Genomic DNA, 25,610 nt, shown 5'->3' on the forward strand with positions numbered 1-25,610 from the left:
TTATCAATTAAGTGTAAATTTTTAAAAAGAATTGTATTGAAATTGGGCTTTAGCATAGCATTCAAAAAACAGAATGTCTAAGTTTGTTGGCACGTAAAGAAAGAGCATAGGACTTACGCATTGACGGATTCAAAAAAGTATTAAAATACTTTATAAAGTATCTGTGATCAGACGAATTAAACATGCTTCTACAGCAACTTGTACTCTACCCATTTATATGGGCTTTCTCATGACAGAACCGAACTCTATTAGCTGCACACAACTTGCCGAGACTTATAATATCTCGCATGATAGTGTAAATCGCTTTCTAGAGCGTGAAGACTACACACCTCACGACCTATATCAGGAAGCAATTCAACATATTGATAATAATAAACTTATAGTCAGTATTGATGATACTGTTTTAGATAAACCGTATAGTCAGCATATGGACTTAGTTAGCTATTTTTGGTCAGGCAAACACCACCGATCCGTCAAGGGTATTAATCTCATTACCTTGTATGCGACAGATCAAAATGGTCAAAATATTCCAATTAATTTCCGAATTTATGACAAATCTGAAAGTAAAACCAAGAATGATTACTTTATGGATATGTTAAGTGAAGTACTCAGTTGGGGTGCAAAGATTCAATTCATTACAGGTGATAGTTGGTATTCATCGATTGCAAATCTAAAAACCATAAGAAAACATGGTATTCGATTTATGTTTGGTATCGACTGTAACCGTAAGGTTTCCCCAGAAAAAGGACAATGGTTTCAACTGCGTTTATTGCCGAATTTCCATCAGGGTCAAGTGGTCTGGCTCAAAGATTTTGGCTTTGTACAATTATTTAAGACTCAGTTAAAAGAACAGCAGAGGTTTTATATTGTGCATCAAGATGAAGATGATTTATTGTCCTTTGAGGGTTTTCATGAATTACATTCAAGTCATTGGAAAATAGAACAATATCACCGAGTGATTAAACAGGTTTGTCATATTGAAAAGTTTCAAGTAAGACGATCTAAACTGATTTTGAATCATATTTTTTCAGCCTTGATGGCCTACGTCGAGATACAAAAGAACCAGTTTGAGCGGATCTTTGAAAATGTATATCGTTGGCAGAAGAAATTATTTAGACCAATCATCAAAGACTTCATTGATGACTTTATTCTCGATAAAAATCATCTGCTACCACAGAGAATCTATAAATAATACTGCGTAAGTCCTAGAGCAGTTTAATTGTGATTTGATAAATTTTAGATAAAAAAATACGCAATGATTGGGGTATTCATTGCGTAGAACTACGAATCTGTTGTTACACAGTTTCGGTAAAAGGAGAAATGTTATATCTCAGGTTTAATCTAAGCTATGAACTTATCATAAGGGCTACGCGTTCTTATTTCATGAGTATTCACGTTAAGTACTGTAAATTTAGGTTAACAAACGACACTAAATGTCAGTTTTTGAGATGCATGTGGCTTATTCGTGTTTATTTTACGATTAAAAAAGCCTTTCTTATTTGAGAAAGGCTTAAATATGTGCTTTAGTTTAAAGTAAGTTTAGAAATGAAATACCCCTAAACCCGATTTAACTTCATCCAGCGTCTGTTGAGTGATGTCACGACATTTGTCTGTACCAGTCTTCAAAATATCCATGATGTAATCAGGATCTTTCGCAAGTTCCATACGGCGTTCACGAATAGGCGTGATCAGTTCTTTCAATACGCCTTCAAGACGTTTTTTCACCGTACCATCACCTAAACCGCCACGGCGGTAATGTGCTTTCAGTCCTTCAACTTCTTCTTTGTTTGGATCAAACGCATCTAAATACGTAAATACGATATTGCCTTCAACCTGACCTGGGTCTTCAACACGTAGGTGGTTCGGGTCGGTGTACATCGCATTAACAGCTTTTTTAATGTCTTTATCTGTTGCATCCAACACAATGGTATTGCCTAAAGATTTCGACATTTTGGCTTTACCATCAAAGCCAGGTAAACGGCTCATATTGGAAAGCAGAGCCTTACACTCAGGCAGTAATTCCTGACCAATCTGACGATTTAAGCGGCGTACAATTTCATTGGTCTGTTCGATCATTGGAATTTGGTCTTCACCCACAGGTACAACCGTTGCTTTAAATGCGGTGATATCTGCCGCTTGCGCAACTGGGTAGCATAAGAAACCAGCTGGAATATCACGTTCAAAACCACGCATCTGAATTTCAGACTTGATGGTTGGGTTACGTTCTAAACGAGACACGGTCACAAAGTTGAGATACAACATGGTGAGTTCATTCAGCGCGGGTAAGCTCGACTGCACGCAAATGGTGGTTTTGGTTGGGTCGATCCCGACTGCTAAGTAATCTGTGGCAACTTCAAGAATATTGCGGCGAACTTTTTCGAAGTTATCTGCATTGTCAGTAAAGGCTTGTGCATCGGCCAATAATAAATGCTGATGGTGTGAATCCTGCAAACCCACACGTGAACGTAAAGATCCGACAAAGTGCCCTAAATGAAGTTGTCCCGTTGGACGGTCGCCTGTCAAAATAACAGGACGGTTGTCTTGATTACTCATTATCTATTTCCAAAGTCGTCGTAGCGACATGCTATTTTCAAAGAATGCAGACATTGTACGGCATAATCTTTTTCAATGTCAGTCTAAAAAAACTGCAGTGAAAAAATTATAAAATCAGTTAAATTTCAAAAAACAAATATTCAAAAGCTTAGATCACAGATTAAAATGTCAGAATTCTCAAGATGGATAAAAATAAATGGCGAGTAGCTTATTAATATTACTAGATGATATTGCCACGATATTAGATGACGTTGCAGTCATGAGTAAAATGGCAGCAAAAAAAACGGCGGGCGTTTTGGGCGATGACTTAGCACTGAATGCCCAACAGGTGAGTGGGGTTCGTACTGACCGTGAGCTGCCTGTGGTTTGGGCTGTGGCTAAAGGCTCTTTTGTTAATAAATTGATTTTAGTCCCTGCAGCGCTGTTGATTAGTGTGGTTGCACCGTGGCTGATCACGCCACTGTTGATGATTGGTGGTTTATTTCTATGCTATGAAGGGGTAGAAAAAGTCCTGCACAGTTTGCATCACAAAAAAGCCAAAACCGAAGAAGAAGCCAGCCAAGAATTAACTGCGATTGAAACCGATATGGCGACTTTTGAAAAAGATAAAGTCAAAGGGGCGATTCGTACCGACTTTATTTTGTCGGCAGAAATTGTGGTGATTTCACTGGGGACTGTAGCGGCAGCAACTTTTTCAACCAAAGTTATGGTGTTGTCTGTAATTGCTATTTTAATGACTGTCGGTGTGTATGGTTTTGTGGCGATGATTGTCAAAATTGATGATTTAGGGCTGTATCTAACTCAGCAAGCCTCTTCATTTAAGCAAACTATTGGCCGTGGTTTACTGGCTTTTGCACCAAAGCTGATGAAGACCTTAACTATCGTGGGCACTATCGCGATGTTTTTAGTGGGTGGCGGTATTATTTCCCACGGCGTGCCTTTATTGCATCATTTCACTGAAGGTTCAGTGGATTATGCTGAACATATTCCAACTGTGGGCAGTATCATTGGAGCATTAACCCCAACACTGATTAATTTAGTGATCGGTTTTGTGGCTGGTTTGATTGTATTGGCTATTGTGAGCTTGATTAAAAAAGTTTGGCCGAGCTCAAAAAAGGCATAAACTGGATCGGGTCAGCATGAATTAGAAGAAGGAAGAGTGCTATGCGTTGGAAGGGACGTCGTGTCAGTAGCAATGTCGAGGATCGTCGCGGTGGTGGCGGTGTCAAGGCGGGTGGCATCAGTATTTTAGGGCTGATCGTGGCCTTTGTGGCATGGAAATTTCTAGGAGTCGATCCGCAGCAAGCCTACCAAGCCACTAAACAAGTGACCGCACAAACTGGAGCGGCAGAAACTCAAGGTTTGGATAACCCAACGCCTGATCAGCAGGAAGCGATGGACTTTGTCGGTACGGTACTGGCCGACACTGAAGACACATGGAGTCAAATTTTCCAACAGCAATTGGGACAACAATATGTTCCACCGAAGCTGGTGATGTTTTCAGGAGTGATCAATTCGGGTTGCGGTACTGCTCAGTCTGCAATGGGGCCGTTTTACTGTCCAGCAGATCAGAAGGTGTATATCGACACCGCTTTCTTTAAAGACATGCGGACTCAAATGGGTATTGGCGGTGAGCAAAACCAAACGGAGTTGGCGCGCCAAGATCAAGCGGGTGACTTTGCTCAGGCTTATGTGGTGGCACATGAGGTTGGACATCATATTCAGACCATTTTAGGTATTTCTGAACAAGTACAAAAAGCTCGTGCACAGGGCTCAAAAGCGCAAGGCAATGCTTTATCGGTACGCCAAGAGTTACAGGCTGACTGTTTAGCAGGAGTATGGGCGCATCATAACAATCAACGAACTCAGTTCTTAGAGCAAGGGGATGTTGAAGAGGCGATGGATGCGGCACATAAGATTGGTGATGATTACCTACAAAAGCGGGCAACAGGGCAAGTGGTCCCTGATAGCTTTACCCATGGAACCAGTCAACAGCGTATGACTTGGTTTGGCACTGGCTTTAAGTCGGGTCAAGTTGAAAGTTGTGATACCTTTAACCAAGCCATTTAAGCCATAAAAAAAGAGGCGATTGATCGCCTCTTTTTTTATTTCAAGCAATTCATTCTAGCGGTTTAAGAACTGCTTAAAGTTTCGAGCAATACGGACGCTCACATATAACGCAATACAGGCAAATAACAACACCCCAAACACCACATACTTTAAGTTGCTCATATCCGCACGGTAAAACTGTTGAATTTGTTCAGGCGTATAACGCAATGTTTTAACATCTTGTGTGCGTGTATCGAGATAACTGACTTGCTGAATATAGTTAAACTGACCTGCTTTGAGTAGTTCAATTGACTGAATTTGGCGGGTATGTTGTTCGTTGTAGTCATCTACACAAATGTCAGTTAAATAATGATCACAGCTGAGTTTGGCGATATAACCCTGATTGGCCACATGCAAATAAATATGATCATCGGGAGCTTTATTGTTTGAAAGTAGAACCAGTGTTTGATCGGGACGAGAGTTCATTTTAAAACTTTGGGCTGAGGCAAAAGTTTGCTCAGCCTGTAAAATTTCTTTGGTTTTCGCAAAGCAGGTTAGAAACAACGCAAAGGTCGTGAGGAAAATAATCAGTGCGAAGAACATCCGAAAGATGGTTTTAAAAGTGAATTGCATAGGAGATCAAACTTGGCCAAAGGGAAAGTTCACGCATAAAAAACATGCATATGCCCTATGTTAATTCATCATCAGGAGAAATGTTAAAAAAATTATTTTTTTCGGGCGTTGATGTGAAAAATGATTAAAATATTTCGAGCATCAATGTGTATGAAGTGAATTTTTATTCCATAGATAAGCACTGAAAGCCGCCATCTCCCCAACCGCCCAATTTGGAAGTTCAATGGGAAATTATTTTTTTCTACAAGTTTTTACCGTTATTTTTGCATTATCTATTGCAACGACTATTTTTAATAAACGTATTTTAGGTTTTCCTCAAGCCATTGGCGTACCCATCGTTTCCGCCATTTTTGTCTTTATTTTACAGTGGGGCGCGAGCCTGCTGAGTGGTAATCAGTTTATCACCATCAATATTCATAATATTGAAGAAGCGGTTCGTCATATCGACTTTTATGACTTTTTAATCAATGGCGTGATTTGCTTCATTTTGACCTCTTCTGCACTGAAGTTCAAAGTCTCAGATTTACGTAGTTATTGGAAGCCAATCAGTATTTTAGCCAGTATTGCGCTGGTACTGTGCGCCGTGTTCTTTGGGGTGGTGCTCTACGGTTATCAGTTCATCATTGGGCAGCATGTCGATTTATTGGTGCTTTTGCTGCTGGGGGCTGCATTGGGTGCAACGGACCCGATTGGGATCAAAGGCGTGCTCAGTTCGGTACGTGCACCGCATCATTTAATGGTCAAGCTTGAAGGTGAATCACTGTTTAATGATGCCATGTGTATTGCCTTGTTTATGACACTCTTAAACGTCTTACAGGGTGAAAACTTTACCGTCATGGGCGTGTTGCAAACCTTACTCTATGAAATTTTTGTCGCAGTCATTATTGGTTGGGCCTTTGGTTTAGGGATCTTGCGACTGCTGCGTGGTAAGCACGAAATGGAGTCTCTCATTTTGACCACAGCACTCTTGGCCTGCGGTTCGTACTTGGTTGCACTGTTTGCCCATGCTTCAGCACCGATTGCTTGTGTCATCGGTGGTTTGATTGTAGGGAACAAATGGAAAGAAATTTTACAAGAGCGCGAAATACGGGAAGTGAACCATTTTTGGCATACGGTTGAAGGGATTATTAACTCGTTCTTATTCACCTTAATTGGTTTGGAACTGTTTATTTTAGATCTCAGCTTTAGTCTAATTTTTGGAGGCATCGTCGCTTTTATTATTTTGCATGCTTCACGTTTTGCAGCGAACTATTTATCTTTTGCCTTTTTTCCCTCTTTCCGTAAGAAAAGTTATAACGGAAGTTTAGCGATTTTGTCATGGGGTGGAGTGCGTGGAGGGATATCCTTAGCACTGATCTTAGCGGTAGCCAACGTGCCTGAGTTAAGTGAATATAGCAGTATTTTGATTGGTTATACTTTTATCGCCGTGTTGCTTTCAGGCATGGTCTGTGGCCTAGGATTACCTGCTGTGATGAATGCGTTTTATTACAACCCGAATGAAGAAAAGACGGGTTTTAAAGGCTGGTATCAACGTCTGTGTAATAAAATGAACCGTAAAGGTTTCAAGTATATTATTGGTGAAGATGCACAGGGCTATGAAACCATTATTGTCTATCAACCTGAAGCATTGATTGATGTTAAAGCAGATGATGGCATTGCTGCGGTGCATAACCCTGAGCGAGTTCAGGAAGTGAAACGGCTGGAAAGTCCTGATAATTTTTAGTGATTTGCTCAATCAAGAAGCCCCTGTATTGGGGCTTTTTAGAATGAATGAGCTGGTTTATTTGAATCAAATAATGATGTCATTATGGAATACTTAGAATAGGGCACATTTGAAATGGCAGAATCGATAGTCAAAGAACTAGCCCCGATGATTTTTCAGGTGATCGCTCAGATTCCTTATGGGCGGGTAGCCAGTTATGGACAAATTGCACGTTTAGCAGGTATTCCCAAACATGCACGTTTAGTAGGCTATGTGCTAAAACATATGGATGCAGACAGTAGTTTGCCTTGGTATCGGGTAATCAACTCCCAAGGAAAAATTAGCCTAAGTAAACTGAATGATCAGGGACAGAACATTCAAGCACAGTTACTTCTGGCGGAGGGTATTTTAGTGATTGGGGACAAAGTGAAAATGAAAGAGTTCCAGTGGGATATTTAAAATAGAAATGCTCTACCTCCGTAGAAGTAGAGCACTCGATGTATTACTGACGAACAACTAAAACTGGAATGTGCGCTTCACCTAAAACACTTTGTGCAACACTGCCTAGGAATAAACGTTTTAAACCTGTACGGCCATGAGAGCCAATGACAATGAGGTCTGCTTTAGATGTTTCTGCTTCTTTGATAATTTCACGGTGCACCACCTGACCTTCAAGTAGTTTTGCTTCAACAGGAATGCCCAGATCGCTAAATTTAGCCGCAGCTTCCTCTAGCGTTTTCAAAACTGAAGTACGTGCACGTTCAATTAAGTCATTGGTTTGAGTTGCAGAAATGTATTCGGCAGCAATGTAAGGGTCAAGTGCAAGTACTTGAACGACTGTAATTTTTCCGCCAAATGCTTTAGCAAGTTCAGCCGCTTGCGCAACTGCTGCATATGATGTTTCTGAACCGTCTACAGGGACTAAAATGTTTTGGTATGCCATGGTTATTTCTCCTTATTATCAACTGATTATACGTACAGATTTCTGTTCTAATGTATCACGGGTTAAATACAGCTTATACCTTAATATTAGCTGTATTTTTTAAAGAATAAAACCTAGTAAATTCATATGGATATTTGCATATGAAATGCTAATTTCTCACTTCTAAATTAGCACAAAAGCGTGTGAATAATAATCAATTTAACACTAAAGTTGAATGTAAATGTAGCGTTTAAGAAACATAGGCTTTGTCTAAAAAATAGCTTATATTTATGAATAGCTTACTACTTTATAAATACGATGACAGATACGAATCAACTGAATTGGCAACGGACAAATTTAGAGAATATAGAAACAGCTTGGGAAAGTGACCTTTGGGGATTCAATAGAGTGTGCCAGAGTTTTTCTGTATAGCTTTATATGACTTTAAAATATTTTTACTAATCTAAATTTATGCTAAACAGTAATACTTTGTCATGTATTTAATTTAGATTGGCTTTGTTGCACAAAGATTTGAAATGCAAAGCGCCCCTAATTGAGCCAAATTTAAGGCGTAACTTGGGTAAGTGGTCGACCTAATTCCGTAAATCTGTTAAGGACTGCTACACGTGCATGGATCTCATTCACTTGGCTATCAAAACTCCTTGCACTGAGTTTATCTCCTAATAATTTGATGCAATGCATCTTAGTTTCAACCAAACTTCGCCGATGATAGCCTGACCATTTTTTCCATAGTGTCCTGCCTAAACGTTTAATTGTTCGAAGTAATTCATTTCGCTCTAGCGAGCTACTCTTTGTATCTTTCCATGGTTTCGCATTTTTTCTAGGTGGAATCACCGCATGCCCTTGCCGATCTGCAATGACCTGACGGCATTGCTTGGTGTCATAAGCTCCATCGGTATAAACAGAGTCAATCCGCTCATCTTGTGGAATCTGATTAAGTAAATCACCAAGCACCTGTGAATCACTGACATTATTGGTTGTAAGCTGAACTGCTCGTATTTGTAGGGTTTTAGCATCTATACCAATATGAAGTTTACGCCATTGGCGACGATATTCAGGTCCATGTTTCTTGCGTTTCCATTCGCCCTCACCTAGAAACTTCATGCCTGTAGAGTCCATGAGTAGATGCAGCCCATCGCTACTTTTTTGGTAGCTGATTACAATATCAATATGCTTTTGTCTTCTACAAAGCGTGGTGTAATCTGGAGCTATCCAATTTAATCCGCAAAGTTTAATCAGACTTTGCACAAAGCCAGTGACCATACGTAAAGACAGACGGAATAAGGATTTAATCATTAAGCAGCATTGGATGGCTGCGTCGGAGTAGGTTTGATTTCGCCCTTGTTTGCCTTTTGATGGCGCATACCATTGCGTAGCAGGATCAAACCAAATGGCAATATTTCCGCGACTCATGAGTGCTCGGTTATATGCGGGCCAATTGGTTGTGCGGTAGATTTTGTGTGTAGGCTTCTTCATTTGAAAATTATATCGCTGAAAAACCCTTTACAGATAGGTTTGTGCAACAAAGCCTAATGATTAGGGTCTGTTGACATTTACTGTTCATAATTAACCCTATAAAGGTAGCCATAAAAATATACAGGCTAAAGCAACAGAACTTTGATAATTTCTTTTGAGCTTGTCATATCGAGTAGCTATTCCTCTAAATTGCTTTAATCTACAAAACATATTTTCAACTAAATGCCTGATTTTATATAAATACCAGTCCATATGGTCATTGTTCGATTGGCTATTTGTTTTCTTTGGTATATTCGCTTTAGTCCCTGTTTTCCTGATCTGTTCACGCAGTGGTTCTGAATCATAGCCTTTATCTGCACATACCACTTTTGTCTCTTTTAAATCTAATGTTGATATTAAATCAGGTGCAACTTTAACATCATGTGTGGTTCCATCGGTAATCATGAAATCAATAGGATTGCCATGTGCATCAACAATCAAATGTATTTTTGAGGAGTTTCCTCCTACACTTTTAGAAATAGATTGATTCGCTATGCCGGCAGAATGTTGATGAGCACGTACATGAGAGCCATCAATAAAAATCCACTCCATATCGGGGCATGAGGCTAATAATTTGAATAATCTAAGTAACTAACCGCTGCTTGACCAACGATTAAAACGTTTGAAAATAGAGTTTGAATGACCAAAACAAGAAGGAATATCTCGCCACGGACAGCCTGTTCTAATTCTATAGAGAATAGCTTCAATAAAATTGCGTAAATTTGAGTTGTGGTGAATGGATAAATTACGCAGAATAACTTTCAACTTTTGCCAGTGTTGATCTGTCAGCATGGTACGAGGCATAGCGAATAGTAAAATTGGGTTTGGCGATTTGATTTTACTACTTCGCTATTTTTTTAAGCTAAAAGTGTCAACACACCCTAGATCTTTTTTTGTATATATTCAATCAACGTATCTACATCACTCGTCTGTAACTGCTCACGCATCTTTAAAAACAGCTTTTCATCTAAGTCATAGAGCTTCAGTGCAAGCAGTTTTTCGATATCAACTTCGGGAAAGCGATACTTAATAATCTTGGCAGGCACACCACCCACAACTGCATAGGGTGGAATATCTTTGGTCACGACAGCGCCCGTTGCCACTACTGCACCTTCACCGAGTGTTACACCTTGCATAATCATGGCACGAGAGCCAATCCAGCAGCCATCCCCAATGATTGTATCACCTGCGGGCACAAAACTACGCGTATCAAAAGGAAAGGCCGAAATCCAGTCAGTACGATGCAGTTGGTTACCACCCATCATAATGACGCATTCTGCGCCAAAACAAACGAAGTTACCGATATAGAGCTGATCAATTGGTTTGTCTATGGTCGAGGGTTTATCATGTAAATAACGCACAACACAACGTTCAAAACCTTGATCCCAATACGCTGAGTAGTAAGAGTAATTCCCTTTAATGTGAATATTCGGATTCTTCACCGTTTTAGAGATGAACTCAAACTCACACCAGTGTTTGACAGGAGAATTAATCAGGGGCTCAGACATAAAAAGACAGCGTTGAAGAGTGTGAGAAATTATAACAAATAAAAGTCTTGCTTTGAAAAAGAGAGGAAATGAATACCCTAAATCTATCTCATTCTTGGAGTGAAATTTCCCACGTGCATAAGAAGAGGGCTAGGGAGAGATATTTGGGAAAATACAAAAACAAAAAACCCCTCAATAGAGGGGTTTCTACAGCCGTAAATATCAAAGAAACTTAGATATATGCAACTTTTACAATTTCGTATTCAACTTCACCCTGAGGGGTTTGAATTTTTGCTTCGTCACCTTCACTTTTACCCAAAAGGCCACGTGCGATAGGAGAGTTCACTGAAATTTTATTGATTTTAAAATCAGCTTCGTCGTCACCAACGATCATATAGGTCTTTTGTTCTTCGGTGTCTAAGTTTTCGATAGTAACTGTCACCCCAAAAACCACACGACCGTTCTGTTCAAGTTCTTTTACATCGATAACTTGAGCCGCACCCAATTTACCTTCGATGTCTTGAACACGACCTTCACAGAAACCTTGTTGCTCACGCGCAGCATGGTATTCCGCATTTTCTTTCAAATCCCCGTGCTCACGTGCTTCAGCAATTGCCGCAATAATACGTGGACGTTCAATACTTTTTAATTGATGTAATTCTTTCTCTAAGGCTAATTTGCCTTGGGGAGTCATAGGATAACGTTGCATTGTTGTCCCTCAAGTCGGTGAGTGTAAAAAAATATAGGTTTATAAATGAAAAAAGCCCGCCACCGAGAGGTGACGGGACTTCTCGGTAAACGAATTAACCTACAGTTTGTAAATCTTGCAAACGGTATACATCCATTGGCAATTGAATCGCAAAAGCTTGGCATACAGCATCAGCACCGTTCAAGGTCGTAGTGTTATACACTTTCGCTTGAAGCGCTGAACGACGAATCGAGAACGAATCTTGTTGAGCTTGTTTGCCTTCAGTTGTATTGATAATGAGGTGAACTTCGCCATTTTTCAAGCGGTCCACGATATTAGGACGGCCTTCAGTGACTTTATTTACACGTTCACACTCAATACCTGCAGCTTTAATGAACTCATAAGTACCGCCAGTCGCAAGTACTTTGAAGCCAAAGCCTACCAGTTGCTTCGCAATACCAACAGCACGAGGTTTGTCTGAATCACGCACAGAGATAAATGCATGCTTCACTTCACCTTCTGTTGGAAGACCTGGTAAACGCTCGTTTGCACCTAAAACAGCTTTGTAGAATGCTTCACCAAAAGTTTTACCCACACCCATCACTTCGCCTGTAGATTTCATCTCAGGGCCAAGAATTGGGTCAACACCAGGGAACTTATTGAAAGGGAATACTGCTTCTTTTACTGAGAAATATGTAGGGATAATTTCTTTCGTGAATCCTTGAGATTCTAAAGATTGACCCGCCATACAACGTGCAGCAACTTTCGCTAATGATTCACCGATACATTTAGAAACGAACGGTACAGTACGTGATGCACGTGGATTCACTTCTAAGATGTAAACGTCAGTGCCTTTTACAGCAAACTGTACGTTCATCAAACCAATTACGCCAAGCTCTTTCGCCATAGCAATGGTTTGACGACGCATATCATCCTGAACTTCTTGAGATAAAGAGTACGGAGGAATAGAACATGCTGAGTCACCTGAGTGAATTCCTGCTTGTTCAATATGCTGCATAATACCGCCAATCACAACGTCTTTACCGTCAGATACACAGTCTACGTCAACTTCGATCGCATCATCTAAGAAACGGTCAAGCAGAACAGGCGCTTCATTTGATGCTTGTACCGCATCACGTAAATAGCGCTTAAGTTCGTCGTCGTTGTATACGATTTCCATCGCACGACCACCGAGTACATAAGAAGGACGTACCACAAGTGGGTAGCCTACTTTAGATGCTTCAGCCATACCTTCTTCAGCAGATTTTACGATGCTGTTGTTGGGTTGACGAAGTTGAAGACGTTGAATCATTTGTTGGAAACGTTCACGGTCTTCTGCACGGTCAATCGCATCTGGTGATGTACCGATAATTGGCGCACCTGCTTCTTCTAAAGCACGAGCCAATTTAAGCGGAGTCTGACCACCGTACTGAACGATAATGCCTTTTGGCTTTTCAGTACGCACGATTTCAAGTACATCTTCCAAAGTGATTGGTTCGAAGTACAAACGATCTGAAGTGTCGTAATCTGTTGAAACTGTTTCAGGGTTACAGTTTACCATGATGGTCTCGTAGCCATCTTCACGCATTGCAAGCGCCGCGTGTACACAGCAGTAATCGAATTCGATACCTTGACCAATACGGTTAGGACCACCACCGATCACCATGATCTTATCTTTATCAGATGGGTTTGATTCACACTCATCATCGTAAGTTGAATACATGTATGCAGTGTCAGATTCGAATTCTGCTGCACAAGTATCCACACGTTTGTAAACTGGCGTTACGCCCAAGTTCCAACGGTGCTTACGGAATTGTTTTTGTGAAATACCCATCAAGTTCGCGATGCGAAGGTCAGATAAACCTTTACGCTTGAACGAACGGATGTTGTCTGCGTTTAGATCACCAAAACCTAAAGTTTTGATTTCATTTTCAGTCTTGATGATGTCTTCGATTTGGATCAAGAACCATTTATCGATTTTCGTCGCTTGGAACACGTCTTCTAAGGTGAAACCATGACGGAATGCATCGGCTACATACCAAATACGCTCTGGACCCGGAACTTTAAGTTCAACCAAGATCTTTTCTTTCGCGCCTTCAGTACCTACAGCGATTTTTTCATCAAAACCACACGCACCAACTTCAAGACCACGAAGCGCTTTGTTTACAGACTCTTGGAAGTTACGACCAATCGCCATCACTTCACCCACAGACTTCATCTGTGTGGTCAGTGTTGCGTCTGCTTGTGGGAATTTTTCAAAGTTGAAACGTGGAATTTTTGTTACCACGTAGTCAATTGCAGGTTCGAACGAAGCAGGAGTTGTTCCACCCGTGATGTCATTTTTTAATTCATCAAGGGTATAACCAACTGCTAGTTTCGCAGCGATTTTTGCAATTGGGAAACCAGTTGCTTTTGATGCAAGGGCAGATGAACGCGATACACGTGGGTTCATCTCGATGATCACCATACGGCCAGTATCTGGACAGATACCGAACTGAACGTTAGAACCACCTGTTTCCACACCAATTTCACGAAGAACTGCTAAAGATGCATTACGCATCAATTGATATTCTTTGTCTGTCAATGTTTGCGCAGGAGCAACAGTGATTGAGTCACCTGTGTGCACGCCCATTGGGTCAAAGTTTTCGATCGCACAAACGATAATACAGTTGTCGTTTTTGTCACGAACAACTTCCATCTCGTATTCTTTCCAACCAATTAAAGATTCATCAATCAATAATTGTTTGGTTGGAGAAAGATCGAAACCGCGTTCACAGATTTCAAGGAATTCTTCTTTGTTATAAGCGATACCGCCACCTGAACCACCCATCGTGAATGACGGACGGATAATCACAGGGAAGCCGAAGCGTGCTTGAATCTCTAAAGCTTCTTCCATGTTTTCAGCAATCGCAGCTTTTGGACATTCAAGACCAATTTTACGCATTGCTTCATCAAACAGTTTACGGTCTTCAGCTTTTTCAATTGCTTCTTTGGTCGCACCGATCAATTCAACATTGTATTTTTCTAAAATACCGTTGGCATCAAGTGCAAGTGCACAGTTCAATGCTGTTTGACCACCCATTGTAGGAAGGACAGCATCTGGACGCTCTTTTTCAATGATTTGTGCAACAGTCTGCCAAGTGATTGGCTCGATATATGTTGCGTCTGCCATCGCAGGGTCGGTCATAATGGTGGCTGGGTTAGAGTTCACCAAAATAACACGGTAGCCTTCTTCACGAAGAGCCTTACACGCTTGCGCACCTGAGTAGTCAAACTCACATGCCTGTCCGATTACAATCGGACCTGCACCAATAATTAAGATACTTTTAATGTCTGTACGTTTAGCCATGATCGCTTCCTTAATTACTTCTTAGATGCTTCGATAAGTTCGATGAAATGATCGAACAATGGTGCGCAGTCATGCGGACCAGGGCTTGCTTCAGGGTGACCTTGGAAGCTGAACGCTGGTTTGTCTGTACGATGAATCCCTTGAAGAGTTTGATCGAACAAAGACTTGTGCGTAGCTTTCAAGTTTGCAGGAAGTGTTTCTGCATCCACTGCGAAGCCGTGGTTTTGAGAAGTAATCATCACTGTGCCTGTTTCCATGTTTTGAACAGGGTGGTTAGCACCGTGGTGGCCATGCGGCATTTTCACCGTTTTTGCACCTGAGGCAAGTGCAAGAATTTGGTGACCCAAGCAAATACCAAAGACGGGTAGGTTGCGAGCGTCTTCTACAATTGTTTTTACAGCTTCAATTGCGTAGTCACATGCAGCTGGATCGCCAGGGCCGTTCGATAAGAACACGCCATCTGGATTCAATGCAAGCACGTCAGCAGCAGGAGTTTGTGCAGGCACGACAGTGAGTTTACAACCGCGGTCTGCAAGCATACGTAAGATGTTGGTTTTGACACCGTAGTCGTATGCAACAACATGGAATTTAAGTTCAGGTTGTGTGAAGCCTTTGCCTAATACCCAAGAACCTTCTGTCCATTCGAAACCAGTTGGGTCACAGCATTCTTTCGCTAGGTCTAAACCATTTAAACCACCGAATGCGCGTGCTTTTTCTAAAGCCTGCTCTTCAGTAATATTTTCACCAGCAAGGATGCAACCATTTTGCGCACCTTTGTCACGCAAAATACGGGTTAATTTACGCGTATCAATATCTGCAATTGCGACAACATTATGTTCTTTTAAGTATTCGCCTAAAGATTGCGTTGATCGGAAGTTGCTATGCAATAAAGGTAGGTCACGAATGATTAATCCGTTGGCCCACACTTTATGAATTCGACCTGACTCAGCGTCTTCATCATTACAACCTGTGTTACCGATATGAGGGTAAGTTAAAGTCACAAGTTGCTGTGCATAACTCGGGTCAGTCAAAATTTCTTGATAGCCAGTCATGGCAGTGTTGAAAACGACTTCACCAGTCGTACTACCCGATGCACCAATAGACGTTCCTTTAAAGATCGTACCATCGGCAAGGGCTAAAATTGCTGGGGTGCTCAAACCAAAGCTCCTGAAATTTAGGCTGTAAAAAAGCGAGTAGACGAAAAAAAAGGAAGGCTATCTAAAAACCTACCCTCCCTATGTCTGCTCGCTTGAACTTAACATGGCACTATACGCAACTTCACTAACAAAGTCCATGCCAATAAGATGGAATTAACAAGATAAAGTGCTTTTATTTTGTAGCGAAAGCTGTTCTAGAGTTTTGTAAGGAAAAATGTAACAACAAATAATTGTCTAACAAATCAAAATCTAAATTTTATCGAATCACGCTAAGCTGTCGCTGTATATATAACAACAGGAATAACATCATGACTGAACAAGACAAAGCGACCAAACCAAAGCCAGCGTTGAAAGAAGTCGTTGCAGAAAGCACTGAAAAGCTTGAGCAAGTGGCGAAAGAAGCAACAGAGCAGGTCACTGAAGCGGTAGTTGAAAGCAAGGAAAAGCTTGAAGCTGAAGCGAAGCAGTTGAATGCCAGTGTGCAAGAGCAACTCCGCCAGTTTAAACAAGATCTTTTACTGCGCTTAGAAACCATTAAAGGGCAGTTATCGAACTCTCAAAAAGACTTAACTGAACTAAAAGAGTTTGTTAAAACTGAGTTTACGGCCGTTTTAGATGACTTGACCAAACTAGGTAAAGAGTTAAAAGGTGATGTCAGCGAAATTTCAGTAAAACATAAAGATCAGTTGACTGAAACGTTTAAACGTTCAAAAGAACACACCTTAGATGCGTGGAATAAAGTTTCAAACAAATAATCTAGCTGTACGAGGCTCAAGATTAAGTGCATAAAAAAGTGAGGTCATAGCCTCACTTTTTTATTGATCTGGATTAAAACTGATGCAACCAATCACGTTTATTGTGAAAGTCAGCTTGTTGACCACTATGCTGCATGGCATAGAACTGTTGACCTTGTGATGTATTCAACACAGCTGATAGACCTAGATATAGGTCAGCCCATTTGAGTTTGTGTTGCAGCATAAATTCAGTCAGATCAATGCTGACATTTAAACCATAGTGGGTGCGCTTCAATTGATTGAGTTCAATATCGTAAGCGACCTGTGGCGGCATATCTTCAGGATAGCGATATTCCTCAAACTGATAGGCCTGCCAAGCTTGCGAAGGGGAGAGATTGATCTCGCGATAATAATCTTCGCCTTTTACCCCGATAAAGACTTCAAAACAGGTGTTTTCCCATAAAAAGTCTTGACGAGGATTTGCATTCACGACTTCAGGCCAGTGCATGTACAAATTGGGATCGCGTAACCAAAAGCCGATATTGAGAGCATATGGGCTTTGTTGTTCAATCGCACCAACAAGCGAAATAGCTTGAAAGCGACGATCAAATGCACTGAGTTCGTAACTTGCCATAAAAAACTACAATTATTTTGCTGCGTGAGCGAAACGAACTAAATTAGACAATTTGGCATTTTGTTTCGCCGCTTTTTTGTAAAGCAATGCAATTTTACCAATGGTCTGTACAATTTCTGCACCTGTAGTTGAGGCAATTTCTGCAATGATTGCAGCGCGCTCTTCACGGTCTTCACCCGCGACTTTGACTTTAATCAATTCGTGGTCGTTTAAAGCACGTAAAATTTCTTCAACGACATTTTCAGTCAGACCTGAACCGCCAAGCATTACTACAGGGTTTAAAGCATGACCGATTTGACGCAAACGCTTGCGTTCCTGAATGGATAAAGTCGCCATAAAGATAACCTAATTTTAAAAACGGCTTAGTATAACAAACTGCGAAATTAAACGCTTTATATTCTGTGGAAATAATCGATTTAGATAATAGAAAAAAACAACTAAAACCCAAGATTTGGATACAGATGTATACTGCAAGCCTAGAGAATTTAACGTACAATTAAGTTTAAGAAATTTTAATGTTTTAGAGAGATATGGCAACACGCATTACCAACCAAAAGTTATCCAAAAGTAGCCGTGCGTGGATGAGAGAGCACCTTGATGATCATTTTGTGAAAAAAGCGCAAAAAGAAGGTTATCGAGCACGTGCAGCTTATAAGTTACTTGAAATTCAAGAAAAATATAACATTATTCGTCCAGGCATGACTGTGGTTGACTTGGGTGCTGCACCTGGAAGCTGGTCACAAATTGCAGGAAAGCTGGTCGGTGATCGAGGATTGGTGGTTGCATCTGACATTTTGGAAATGGATGCACTCCCAGATGTAACCTTCTTGCAAGGTGACTTCCGTGAGCAAGAAGTATTCGATAAATTGTTAAATATTTTAGATGGACGTAAAGTAGACGTTGTAATTTCAGATATGGCCCCCAATACTTCAGGTAACAAGGCTGTAGATCAACCTCGCCAGATTTACCTCTGTGAATTGGCCATCGATTTTGCTACGAAAGTGCTCGGTCCAAATGGTCAATTTGTTGTAAAGGTATTCCAAGGTACAGGCTTTGACGAGTTCCGCAAGCAAGTAGTCGACAACTTTGATGTGTTAAAAACAGTAAAACCTGCTGCATCACGTGCCCGATCTAAGGAAGTATTCTTAGTTGGGCAAGGCCGTAAGAAGGCTTTCAAATAAAGTTTACTTGCCAAGTCGTTAAAAATTGTGCATTTTGTACCTTTTTATTATTTTGCGAAGCTGATCTTCAGCAGAAACTTTAAGGTCACCCGATAGGGCATGATCAAATTAGATTGATATGGGAATAAAGCTTTGAGCGATCTCTTCAAGAATGCCATATTGTGGCTAGTGATACTGGGCGTACTGATCCTTATTTTCAGTAATGTCAGTAGCAATGAAAAGCCGACAGCGATGAATTATTCAGAGTTTGTTGCTGCGGTGAATGCTGGTCAAATTAAGCAAGTGACAATTGATGGCGAACGAATTCATGGCCAAAAATCAAACGGTTCAGAGTTTGAAAGTATTCGTCCTGCGGTTCAAGACCCAGAGCTTATGCCTAATCTGATTAAAAATAACGTTGTCGTTGAAGGTACTGCACCTGCACGTCAAGGTTTATTGATGCAACTTTTGATCGCAAGCTTCCCTGTACTTTTAATCATTTTGTTATTCATGTTCTTTATGCGCAACATGGGTGGCGGAGCAGGTGGTAAAAACGGTCCAATGAGTTTTGGTAAGTCAAAAGCAAAAATGTTGGCAGAAGACCAAATTAAAGTGACTTTTACCGACGTCGCTGGTTGTGATGAAGCAAAGCAAGAAGTTGTAGAAATTGTTGATTTCTTAAAAGACCCTTCAAAATTTAAACGTTTAGGTGCAACGATTCCTAAAGGCGTGTTAATGGTGGGTCCACCGGGTACCGGTAAAACTTTACTTGCAAAAGCAATTGCAGGCGAAGCGAAAGTACCATTCTTTAGTATTTCTGGTTCTGACTTTGTTGAAATGTTCGTGGGTGTGGGTGCGTCTCGTGTCCGTGACATGTTTGAACAAGCGAAACGTCATGCACCATGTATCATCTTTATTGATGAGATTGATGCTGTGGGTCGTCATCGTGGGTCGGGTACTGGCGGTGGTCACGATGAACGTGAGCAAACCTTGAACCAAATGTTGGTCGAAATGGATGGCTTTGAAGGTAATGAAGGCATTATCGTCATTGCTGCGACAAACCGTGCCGATGTACTGGATAAAGCTTTACTCCGTCCGGGTCGTTTTGACCGCCAAGTAATGGTTGGCTTACCAGACATTAAAGGTCGTGAGCAAATCTTAAATGTTCACATGAAGAAATTGCCTTCAGTGACTGGTGTCGATGTACAAGTGCTTGCACGTGGTACGCCAGGCTTCTCGGGTGCACAATTGGCGAACCTTGTGAACGAAGCTGCACTCTTTGCTGCGCGTCGTAACAAGAACACTGTCGATATGCATGATTTTGAAGATGCAAAAGACAAGTTGTACATGGGCCCTGAACGTAAGTCGATGGTGATTCGTGAAGAAGAACGTCGTGCAACTGCGTACCATGAAGCTGGTCATGCGATTGTGGCTGAAATTCTGCCGGGTACAGACCCTGTACATAAAGTGACTATTATGCCGCGTGGTTGGGCGTTGGGTGTAACTTGGCAGTTGCCTGAACATGACCAAACCAGCCACTATAAAGACAAAATGTTGAATGAACTTTCAATTTTGTTTGGTGGTCGTATTGCTGAAGAAATCTTTATCAACCAAATGTCGACAGGTGCTTCAAACGACTTTGAACGTGCAACTAAAATGGCACGTGCGATGGTGACCAAGTACGGTATGTCTGACAAACTGGGTGTAATGGTGTATGAAGATGATTCTCAGCAATCATTCATGGGCAGCATTGGTAGTCGTACGATTTCTGAAGCAACACAGCAACAAGTAGATGCTGAAGTTCGTCGTATCATCGATGAGCAATACCATGTCGCACGCAATATCTTAGAAAACAATAAAGATATTGCTCATGCGATGGTGAAAGCTCTGATGGAATGGGAAACGATTGATCGCGAGCAAATTCGTGACATTATGGAAGGTCGTGAGCCACAACCACCAAAAGTATATGTTGCAGAAAATCCTGTGATGGATGTAACTCCAACGGATGGTCCAAGTACACCACCACCATTACCATCTGCAACTTAATTTTTAAAAGTTAAAATAAAAAATCACCTTCGGGTGGTTTTTTATTGCGCAGATTTTCCACTGCCGATGAAGAAAAATAGGCACTTAAAAGTGGGAACGCGTTAAGATAATGTAAGTTGAACTGGAGAATATTACATGCAATTGATGGCTTTGCCGAAGAAAATCCTACGTTGTGGTGAGCTATCACTCGATCTGTCGGTACCGCATGTGATGGGTATTTTAAATGTGACGCCAGACTCGTTCAGTGATGGTGGCAAACATAATGGCAAAGCACAAGCGCTTGCGCATGTTCAGCAAATGATTGCGGATGGGGCTACAGTCATCGATGTTGGGGGTGAATCTACACGTCCAGGTGCATCTGTAGTTGAGGTTGAAGAAGAGATTCGTCGTGTCGTCCCAGTGGTGGAAGCTTTGGCTGAACTTGATGTAGTCATTTCGATTGATACCTCTCAACCTGAAGTAATTCAAGCTGCGGTCGCAGCAGGCGCACATATCTGGAATGATGTGAGAGCATTAACACGCCCGAATGCTTTAGAGATGGCAGCTGAACTGAATATTCCAGTGATCATCATGCATATGCGTGGTGAACCAACCACCATGAATAGTTTAGATCAATATGATAATGTCACTTTAGATGTGATGGCTGAGCTTTCCCAGCGTGTGGCGGATGCACTCAAGGCAGGTGTCAAAGCTGAAAATATCATGATTGATCCGGGTTTTGGCTTTGCTAAAAATGCAAAGCAGAACCTTAAGCTTTTAAACGAATTCCATCAGCTGAATCAGCTCGGGTATCCCATCTTGTCCGCATTGTCACGGAAGCGCTTTATCGGCGAAGCCTTAGGTGGGGCAGATGCAGGCCAGCGGGCCGTGGGTTCTGTAGCGGGACATTTGCTGAGTATTCAACAAGGCGCGTGTATGGTACGCACCCATGATGTCAAAGCCATGAGTGATGCGATCAAGGTTTGGCAAGCGATGAATCTTGCTTAATGGGGCGGCGGAATGCTGGGCTAATGATTTAATTTGAAAATTTGATCTATATTAGATTGTTAGACTGGCAGCATCTTCAGATGCTGCTTTTTTATTTGGTGATTTGTTCGGTTTATGTTATACAGACTCGTTTTTTAAGTTTCTCGTTTTGAGTGCCTGTATGTTTGCAGATTTACTTCTCCCTATGTTTGATGATGAATATTATCCCGATATTCTTGTTGCTGAAGTGAAGCAGCATGTTGAGACTTTTGCTAAAAAAATTGTAAAAGCAAAATCTGAGGGTGATATCTATCAATATGCCAATGCCACAGTAGCTGAAATTAATGAAATGAAGCCGCATTTTGAAGATCTAGATTCATCATTAGATGATTCTGCTGCCGATTTTATTGCTGAAGCGATGATGATGGTGGTGCAAGATGCTGGGTTTATGGATATTGAAATGGAAGAATTGGTGGTGAACAGAGAGTGGTGAGTCACTCTCTCATTTCAAGTTCTGTTGGTTTTGCTTTAGAAACAGAGTTTGCTGTTACAACTCATCTAAAAGATCGGTGAGATGACAGCTTTGCTTTAAATGCTCATCTCCAATCGCATCGACTGTCATCAGGTATTCGCCTTCGACCATTTCAGCATTTGCATTGAGATTCAGCCAAAATTTTGGATGCTTTTTCATGAGCTCACGAATATGTTGCTCATCTTTAGTGTGATTAAAGCTTAATTTAAAATGAGCATCTACTGATTTACACGCATGTAAATAGAGTTGACGGTCTTTTTCAATAATCGTGCCTGCAAACAAGTCATAAAACGTATCGCTATCTGTTTGCTGCGAGGTGGGGTTTGCATGGCTGACGTTTGAAAAAATTAGGCATAAGATGATAATAAGAGTGTTCTTTTTCATATTGTGATTGTTATGTGCTTCGAGGCATAAATTATAGACATAAAAAAACCAGCATATCGCTGGATTTTTTATTGCACCATCTTAATTAGCTTAAGAATGGTGCCCGAGGCCAGACTCGAACTGGCACGCTTTGTGGGCGGGGGATTTTAAATCCCCTGTGTCTACCGATTTCACCACTCGGGCATGAGCGCAATAATAGAGGACGAAATAAAAGTTGGCAAGTCTATTTGTGATTATTTGCTTTCTTTTCAATCAATTCAGCGGTTTATGTTTAAAAAATAGCAAAATTATCTGTGCTGCACTCGTTCAGGCTTCATAAAAATGTCATCGACTTGAGATATGGATGTCATCTTTTTCGCATAAATTTCAAGTCCATATCGTCTTTAGGCAATCCACATGACAAAAAAAATGAACCGCCGAGAACTTATTCAAAAAACTTTGGCAGGATTTGGTGCTTTATCTTTACCTATAGTCAAACCGCTTAATTACCCATACACTCGTTAAAGAAACGACTAAAAAGCTTATCTATTGAGTTAACCAACCATTTTTTCCTTTTTGCTTTCACCCATGCCCACATTTTTTCAATAGGATTAAGGTCAGGACTATAAGGTGGTAACCAAAGTATTTGATGCCCATGTTGGCTTAATAGATCTTGTATATCTGGTCGTTTATGGAAGGCTGCATTGTCCATGACAATTACACTATTCGAGGGTAGTTCTGGTAATAAAAACTGATCTACCCAAAAATAAAATACATCCGAATTTACTTTGCTATCAAATAAACCCACTGCAAATAACTTACCCTCATGGATTGCTCCTATTGCATTGGTTTGATTTTTTAATTGCCAATTATATGTTCCATAACAAGGAGTTCCCTGTTTTGAATAACCATGAGGTCTATGTTCATGAGATTTAAATCCACTTTCATCAAGATAGATGATCGGGTGTTGATACCTTAATCGGTTTAAATCTTTTAAATACTGCTCTCTGAGTTCTGTTTTTGCTTTCGGGTGCCGTAAGGTCTTTTTTTAACTGTAATATTTAGACGCTTGAGCGCATCTCCAATTGTAGAAGTAGCACAACCAAAACGAGCAGCGCGTTCATATTGATAATCATCGGGATATTGCTCAACATCTGCACGTAAGGCATCATCATCAACTTTAGATGGTTTTCTTGGTCGAGTTCTTTTTATTTCGATTCGCTTTTTCCATTCGACAATTGTATTTTTATTAATTTCGAAGTGCTGAGCAACCGCTCGGATAGATTGACCTTCTTCAAGCTTGGCTAATATTTTTTTTCTAAAATGTATTGGATAACTCATATCAGTATTGTATTGGTTTTTTGACGTGTTGACTATATTTCACTAACCGCTTGTGGTGATGACGCCGATTCAAACACACAGCCCACTACGCAAGTGCAGTTTTTGCATGGGGTTGCCAGTGGTGATCCTTTACAAACTCAAGTTATCATTTGGACACGTGTAACACCGACGGACAGCAGTGCGCGTTTAGAGGTAGTGTGGGAAGTGGCAAAAGATGCAGACTTTAAACACATTACAGCAACTGGAAAGGTGCTGACCACGGCTGCACAAGATTTTACTGTGAAAGTGGATGTGACGGGACTGGCAGCAGGGCAAGTTTATTTCTACCGTTTTAAATCGGCGTCGAAATATTCGATCACTGGGCAAACCAAAACATTGGCAGCACAAGTACAGTTGGTACAGTTTGCGGTCTGCTCATGCTCAAATTATCCAGCGGGCTATTTCCATGTTTATAAAGAAATGGCCAAACAGGATGTCGATGTTGTGATTCATTTGGGGGATTACATTTACGAATATGGTATGGGCGAATATGCAACGGAAGAGGCTGTAGCGATGGGGCGCGCACTGGCGGATGATAATAATGCAGAAATTATTCGCTTAGATGACTATCGCAAACGTTATGCTTTATATAGATTAGATCAGGATTTACAGGCCGCGCATCAACGTCATCCTTTTATTGTGATTTGGGATGACCATGAACTCGCAAATGATGCCTGGGAAAAGGGTGCTGAAAATCATCAGTCAGATACTGAAGGTGATTTCTTTGAACGTAAACTTGCGGCACTGGCGGCCTATTTTGAATGGATGCCAATCCGTCCAATTGATGATCAGAATATCAAGATTTATCGTCAATTTGATTTTGGTACGCTTGTTCAACTGACGATGCTGGATACACGGATTATTGCACGTAATGTGCAATTAGATTATGCAAACTATATGACTGCTACAGGTTTAGATATTGCAAAATTCCAAGCCGATTTAATCAATCCTGTGCGTAGCTTGATGGGTGTGGAGCAGCGAAATTGGTTATTGCAGAAACTTCAGCAATCTACGGCAACATGGAATGTACTCGGCCAGCAGATTCTGATGAGCAAAATGTTTGTTCCAGCAGAATTGTTAATGTCGCTGGCAGAAATTACAGCAGGTAATCCTAGTCCTGAGACCTTAAGTAAAATCACCACACAAATCACTGAACTATTAAAAATTAAAGCTCGAATGGATGCAGGTGATCCAACCGTAAGTCCAGAGGAGAAAGCGCGTCTTGCGGTTACTGCACCTTATAACTTAGATGCGTGGGATGGTTATTTTGCTGAGCGTGAAATTTTGTATGGCACTTTGGCACAACTTAAGAAAAAAGTTGTGGTCCTTGCTGGAGATACCCATAATGCTTGGGCTTCGGATTTATCGAGTAAAGATGGGGTATTGGTTGGCGTGGAGTTGGCGACCAGTTCAGTCTCTTCCCCTGGGTTGGAGAAATATTTGTCCATTCCGATGCAGCAACTGCAAGAATTTGAATTTGCATTTACCAGTTTGATTGAGGAGTTGAATTATTGCAACTTGAATCAACGTGGTTATTTGAAAGTCCGTTTTACCGCAGAGCGGGTACAAGCGGATTGGATTTTTGTAGATACCATTAAGCACAAAGAATACATCGTTGATGAAACTCGCTCGCATCAAGTGATATTAGACCCGACATTATCACCAGTCAGTGCGTTAAAGCAAACGGCATAAAATGACCCTAGAAAAAACCGAGCATCA

At 41.0% G+C, this 25,610-nt stretch carries 22 protein-coding genes, 1 tRNA gene and 3 pseudogenes; 11 read left to right on the forward strand and 15 right to left on the reverse strand.

The window, feature by feature from the left end; translation table 11 throughout:
- Window positions 1-163: 163 nt before the first annotated feature.
- Window positions 164-1,192 carry an IS701 family transposase gene (locus tag AC4MDD_RS04745; RefSeq protein WP_081316814.1) on the forward strand — a complete coding sequence of 343 codons (1,029 nt, stop codon included), beginning with the start codon at window positions 164-166 and terminating at the stop codon, window positions 1,190-1,192.
- A gap of 347 nt (window positions 1,193-1,539) precedes the next feature.
- Here AC4MDD_RS04745 and trpS read toward each other — a convergent pair whose 3' ends face one another.
- Window positions 1,540-2,553, reverse strand: a complete 1,014-nt coding sequence (gene trpS / locus AC4MDD_RS04750; protein WP_491882377.1) for a tryptophan--tRNA ligase — start codon at window positions 2,551-2,553, stop codon at window positions 1,540-1,542.
- A 196-nt stretch (window positions 2,554-2,749) separates the two neighbouring features.
- On the opposite strand from trpS, the gene AC4MDD_RS04755 reads away from it, so the two are divergent.
- Together AC4MDD_RS04755 and ypfJ are read left to right on the forward strand one after the other, a co-directional pair.
- Complete coding sequence (locus AC4MDD_RS04755) at window positions 2,750-3,676, forward strand: DUF808 domain-containing protein (protein ID WP_114836765.1); 927 nt, start codon at window positions 2,750-2,752, stop codon at window positions 3,674-3,676.
- Window positions 3,677-3,717: 41 nt separating this feature from the next.
- Window positions 3,718-4,623 (forward strand): KPN_02809 family neutral zinc metallopeptidase, encoded by a 906-nt coding sequence (ypfJ, locus tag AC4MDD_RS04760; RefSeq protein ID WP_004695581.1) that lies wholly within the window; start codon window positions 3,718-3,720, stop codon window positions 4,621-4,623.
- Window positions 4,624-4,677: 54 nt separating this feature from the next.
- On the opposite strand, the gene AC4MDD_RS04765 is transcribed toward ypfJ, so the two are convergent.
- Window positions 4,678-5,235 (reverse strand): hypothetical protein, encoded by a 558-nt coding sequence (locus tag AC4MDD_RS04765; RefSeq protein ID WP_078425319.1) that lies wholly within the window; start codon window positions 5,233-5,235, stop codon window positions 4,678-4,680.
- Between the two features lie 223 nt (window positions 5,236-5,458).
- Between AC4MDD_RS04765 and AC4MDD_RS04770 the strand changes: the two genes are divergently transcribed.
- Both AC4MDD_RS04770 and AC4MDD_RS04775 read left to right on the forward strand, forming a co-directional pair.
- Entirely contained in the window at window positions 5,459-6,958 is a 1,500-nt protein-coding gene (locus tag AC4MDD_RS04770; RefSeq protein WP_004695584.1) for a cation:proton antiporter, read from the forward strand.
- Between the two features lie 114 nt (window positions 6,959-7,072).
- Window positions 7,073-7,396, forward strand: a complete 324-nt coding sequence (locus tag AC4MDD_RS04775; RefSeq protein ID WP_125279993.1) for an MGMT family protein — start codon at window positions 7,073-7,075, stop codon at window positions 7,394-7,396.
- 43 nt (window positions 7,397-7,439) lie between these two features.
- Here the strand turns inward: AC4MDD_RS04775 and AC4MDD_RS04780 are convergent, their stop codons facing one another.
- The 7 genes and pseudogenes from AC4MDD_RS04780 to carA form a co-directional block, all read right to left on the reverse strand.
- Complete coding sequence (locus AC4MDD_RS04780) at window positions 7,440-7,880, reverse strand: universal stress protein (RefSeq protein ID WP_004695589.1); 441 nt, start codon at window positions 7,878-7,880, stop codon at window positions 7,440-7,442.
- A 543-nt stretch (window positions 7,881-8,423) separates the two neighbouring features.
- Window positions 8,424-9,356 carry an IS5 family transposase gene (locus tag AC4MDD_RS04785; RefSeq protein ID WP_081405714.1) on the reverse strand — a complete coding sequence of 311 codons (933 nt, stop codon included), beginning with the start codon at window positions 9,354-9,356 and terminating at the stop codon, window positions 8,424-8,426.
- 77 nt (window positions 9,357-9,433) lie between these two features.
- Window positions 9,434-10,199: pseudogene (locus AC4MDD_RS04790) on the reverse strand (IS5-like element ISAba31 family transposase).
- Between the two features lie 77 nt (window positions 10,200-10,276).
- Window positions 10,277-10,903 carry a CatB-related O-acetyltransferase gene (locus AC4MDD_RS04795; RefSeq protein WP_201702730.1) on the reverse strand — a complete coding sequence of 209 codons (627 nt, stop codon included), beginning with the start codon at window positions 10,901-10,903 and terminating at the stop codon, window positions 10,277-10,279.
- A 211-nt stretch (window positions 10,904-11,114) separates the two neighbouring features.
- The gene (gene greA / locus AC4MDD_RS04800; protein WP_005400425.1) at window positions 11,115-11,591 is read right to left on the reverse strand and encodes a transcription elongation factor GreA; all 477 of its coding nucleotides are present in this window, start codon (window positions 11,589-11,591) and stop codon (window positions 11,115-11,117) included.
- 94 nt (window positions 11,592-11,685) lie between these two features.
- Entirely contained in the window at window positions 11,686-14,919 is a 3,234-nt protein-coding gene (gene carB / locus AC4MDD_RS04805; protein WP_491882378.1) for a carbamoyl-phosphate synthase large subunit, read from the reverse strand.
- Between the two features lie 14 nt (window positions 14,920-14,933).
- Window positions 14,934-16,076: a glutamine-hydrolyzing carbamoyl-phosphate synthase small subunit gene (gene carA / locus AC4MDD_RS04810; protein WP_004695603.1), complete on the reverse strand. Its 1,143-nt coding sequence runs from the start codon at window positions 16,074-16,076 to the stop codon at window positions 14,934-14,936.
- A gap of 308 nt (window positions 16,077-16,384) precedes the next feature.
- Here carA and AC4MDD_RS04815 point away from each other — a divergent pair, with 308 nt between their 5' ends.
- Window positions 16,385-16,831, forward strand: a complete 447-nt coding sequence (locus AC4MDD_RS04815) for a hypothetical protein (protein WP_218289016.1) — start codon at window positions 16,385-16,387, stop codon at window positions 16,829-16,831.
- Between the two features lie 73 nt (window positions 16,832-16,904).
- Here the strand turns inward: AC4MDD_RS04815 and AC4MDD_RS04820 are convergent, their stop codons facing one another.
- Together AC4MDD_RS04820 and yhbY are read right to left on the reverse strand one after the other, a co-directional pair.
- On the reverse strand, window positions 16,905-17,444 hold the full coding sequence (locus AC4MDD_RS04820; protein WP_004695605.1) for a DOMON-like domain-containing protein: 540 nt from the start codon (window positions 17,442-17,444) through the stop codon (window positions 16,905-16,907).
- Between the two features lie 12 nt (window positions 17,445-17,456).
- The gene (yhbY, locus tag AC4MDD_RS04825; protein WP_004695606.1) at window positions 17,457-17,780 is read right to left on the reverse strand and encodes a ribosome assembly RNA-binding protein YhbY; all 324 of its coding nucleotides are present in this window, start codon (window positions 17,778-17,780) and stop codon (window positions 17,457-17,459) included.
- 194 nt (window positions 17,781-17,974) lie between these two features.
- On the opposite strand from yhbY, the gene rlmE reads away from it, so the two are divergent.
- The 4 genes from rlmE (at window position 17,975) to AC4MDD_RS04845 (ending at window position 22,109) form a co-directional block, all read left to right on the forward strand.
- Window positions 17,975-18,625 (forward strand): 23S rRNA (uridine(2552)-2'-O)-methyltransferase RlmE, encoded by a 651-nt coding sequence (gene rlmE / locus AC4MDD_RS04830; protein ID WP_004695608.1) that lies wholly within the window; start codon window positions 17,975-17,977, stop codon window positions 18,623-18,625.
- Window positions 18,626-18,757: 132 nt separating this feature from the next.
- Window positions 18,758-20,650 (forward strand): ATP-dependent zinc metalloprotease FtsH, encoded by a 1,893-nt coding sequence (ftsH, locus tag AC4MDD_RS04835; protein WP_004695609.1) that lies wholly within the window; start codon window positions 18,758-18,760, stop codon window positions 20,648-20,650.
- Between the two features lie 135 nt (window positions 20,651-20,785).
- Complete coding sequence (gene folP, locus AC4MDD_RS04840) at window positions 20,786-21,637, forward strand: dihydropteroate synthase (RefSeq protein WP_317112233.1); 852 nt, start codon at window positions 20,786-20,788, stop codon at window positions 21,635-21,637.
- 160 nt (window positions 21,638-21,797) lie between these two features.
- A complete protein-coding gene (locus AC4MDD_RS04845; protein ID WP_004982696.1) occupies window positions 21,798-22,109 on the forward strand; it encodes a DUF5713 family protein in 312 nt (103 codons plus the stop codon).
- 54 nt (window positions 22,110-22,163) lie between these two features.
- Here AC4MDD_RS04845 and AC4MDD_RS04850 read toward each other — a convergent pair whose 3' ends face one another.
- From AC4MDD_RS04850 to AC4MDD_RS04865, 4 genes and pseudogenes are all read right to left on the reverse strand, one after another.
- The gene (locus AC4MDD_RS04850) at window positions 22,164-22,532 is read right to left on the reverse strand and encodes a hypothetical protein (protein WP_078425328.1); all 369 of its coding nucleotides are present in this window, start codon (window positions 22,530-22,532) and stop codon (window positions 22,164-22,166) included.
- Window positions 22,533-22,629: 97 nt separating this feature from the next.
- Window positions 22,630-22,715 (reverse strand) — tRNA-Leu (locus AC4MDD_RS04855).
- A gap of 298 nt (window positions 22,716-23,013) precedes the next feature.
- Window positions 23,014-23,487, reverse strand: a pseudogene (locus tag AC4MDD_RS04860) (IS630 family transposase); the annotation flags it as partial.
- A gap of 17 nt (window positions 23,488-23,504) precedes the next feature.
- Entirely contained in the window at window positions 23,505-23,852 is a 348-nt protein-coding gene (locus AC4MDD_RS04865; protein ID WP_039890557.1) for an IS630 transposase-related protein, read from the reverse strand.
- 36 nt (window positions 23,853-23,888) lie between these two features.
- On the opposite strand from AC4MDD_RS04865, the pseudogene AC4MDD_RS04870 reads away from it, so the two are divergent.
- Window positions 23,889-25,583, forward strand: a pseudogene (locus AC4MDD_RS04870) (alkaline phosphatase D family protein); the annotation flags it as partial.
- Between the last annotated feature and the right edge of the window lie 27 nt (window positions 25,584-25,610).

The organism is Acinetobacter sp. CAU_H_29a_1, from assembly GCF_058599505.1.

Coding starts and splice junctions, on each gene's coding strand:
- trpS (WP_491882377.1), bottom strand. CDS start 2,553: ATGAGTAATCAAGACAACCGTCCTGTTATTTTGACAGGCGACCGTCCA.
- AC4MDD_RS04765 (WP_078425319.1), bottom strand. CDS start 5,235: ATGCAATTCACTTTTAAAACCATCTTTCGGATGTTCTTCGCACTGATT.
- AC4MDD_RS04865 (WP_039890557.1), bottom strand. CDS start 23,852: ATGAGTTATCCAATACATTTTAGAAAAAAAATATTAGCCAAGCTTGAA.
- AC4MDD_RS04770 (WP_004695584.1), top strand. CDS start 5,459: ATGGGAAATTATTTTTTTCTACAAGTTTTTACCGTTATTTTTGCATTA.
- AC4MDD_RS04775 (WP_125279993.1), top strand. CDS start 7,073: ATGGCAGAATCGATAGTCAAAGAACTAGCCCCGATGATTTTTCAGGTG.
- AC4MDD_RS04850 (WP_078425328.1), bottom strand. CDS start 22,532: ATGAAAAAGAACACTCTTATTATCATCTTATGCCTAATTTTTTCAAAC.
- ypfJ (WP_004695581.1), top strand. CDS start 3,718: ATGCGTTGGAAGGGACGTCGTGTCAGTAGCAATGTCGAGGATCGTCGC.
- folP (WP_317112233.1), top strand. CDS start 20,786: ATGCAATTGATGGCTTTGCCGAAGAAAATCCTACGTTGTGGTGAGCTA.
- AC4MDD_RS04785 (WP_081405714.1), bottom strand. CDS start 9,356: ATGAAGAAGCCTACACACAAAATCTACCGCACAACCAATTGGCCCGCA.
- AC4MDD_RS04845 (WP_004982696.1), top strand. CDS start 21,798: ATGTTTGCAGATTTACTTCTCCCTATGTTTGATGATGAATATTATCCC.
- greA (WP_005400425.1), bottom strand. CDS start 11,591: ATGCAACGTTATCCTATGACTCCCCAAGGCAAATTAGCCTTAGAGAAA.
- rlmE (WP_004695608.1), top strand. CDS start 17,975: ATGGCAACACGCATTACCAACCAAAAGTTATCCAAAAGTAGCCGTGCG.
- AC4MDD_RS04815 (WP_218289016.1), top strand. CDS start 16,385: ATGACTGAACAAGACAAAGCGACCAAACCAAAGCCAGCGTTGAAAGAA.
- AC4MDD_RS04820 (WP_004695605.1), bottom strand. CDS start 17,444: ATGGCAAGTTACGAACTCAGTGCATTTGATCGTCGCTTTCAAGCTATT.
- AC4MDD_RS04780 (WP_004695589.1), bottom strand. CDS start 7,880: ATGGCATACCAAAACATTTTAGTCCCTGTAGACGGTTCAGAAACATCA.
- AC4MDD_RS04795 (WP_201702730.1), bottom strand. CDS start 10,903: ATGTCTGAGCCCCTGATTAATTCTCCTGTCAAACACTGGTGTGAGTTT.
- AC4MDD_RS04755 (WP_114836765.1), top strand. CDS start 2,750: ATGGCGAGTAGCTTATTAATATTACTAGATGATATTGCCACGATATTA.
- yhbY (WP_004695606.1), bottom strand. CDS start 17,780: ATGGCGACTTTATCCATTCAGGAACGCAAGCGTTTGCGTCAAATCGGT.
- carB (WP_491882378.1), bottom strand. CDS start 14,919: ATGGCTAAACGTACAGACATTAAAAGTATCTTAATTATTGGTGCAGGT.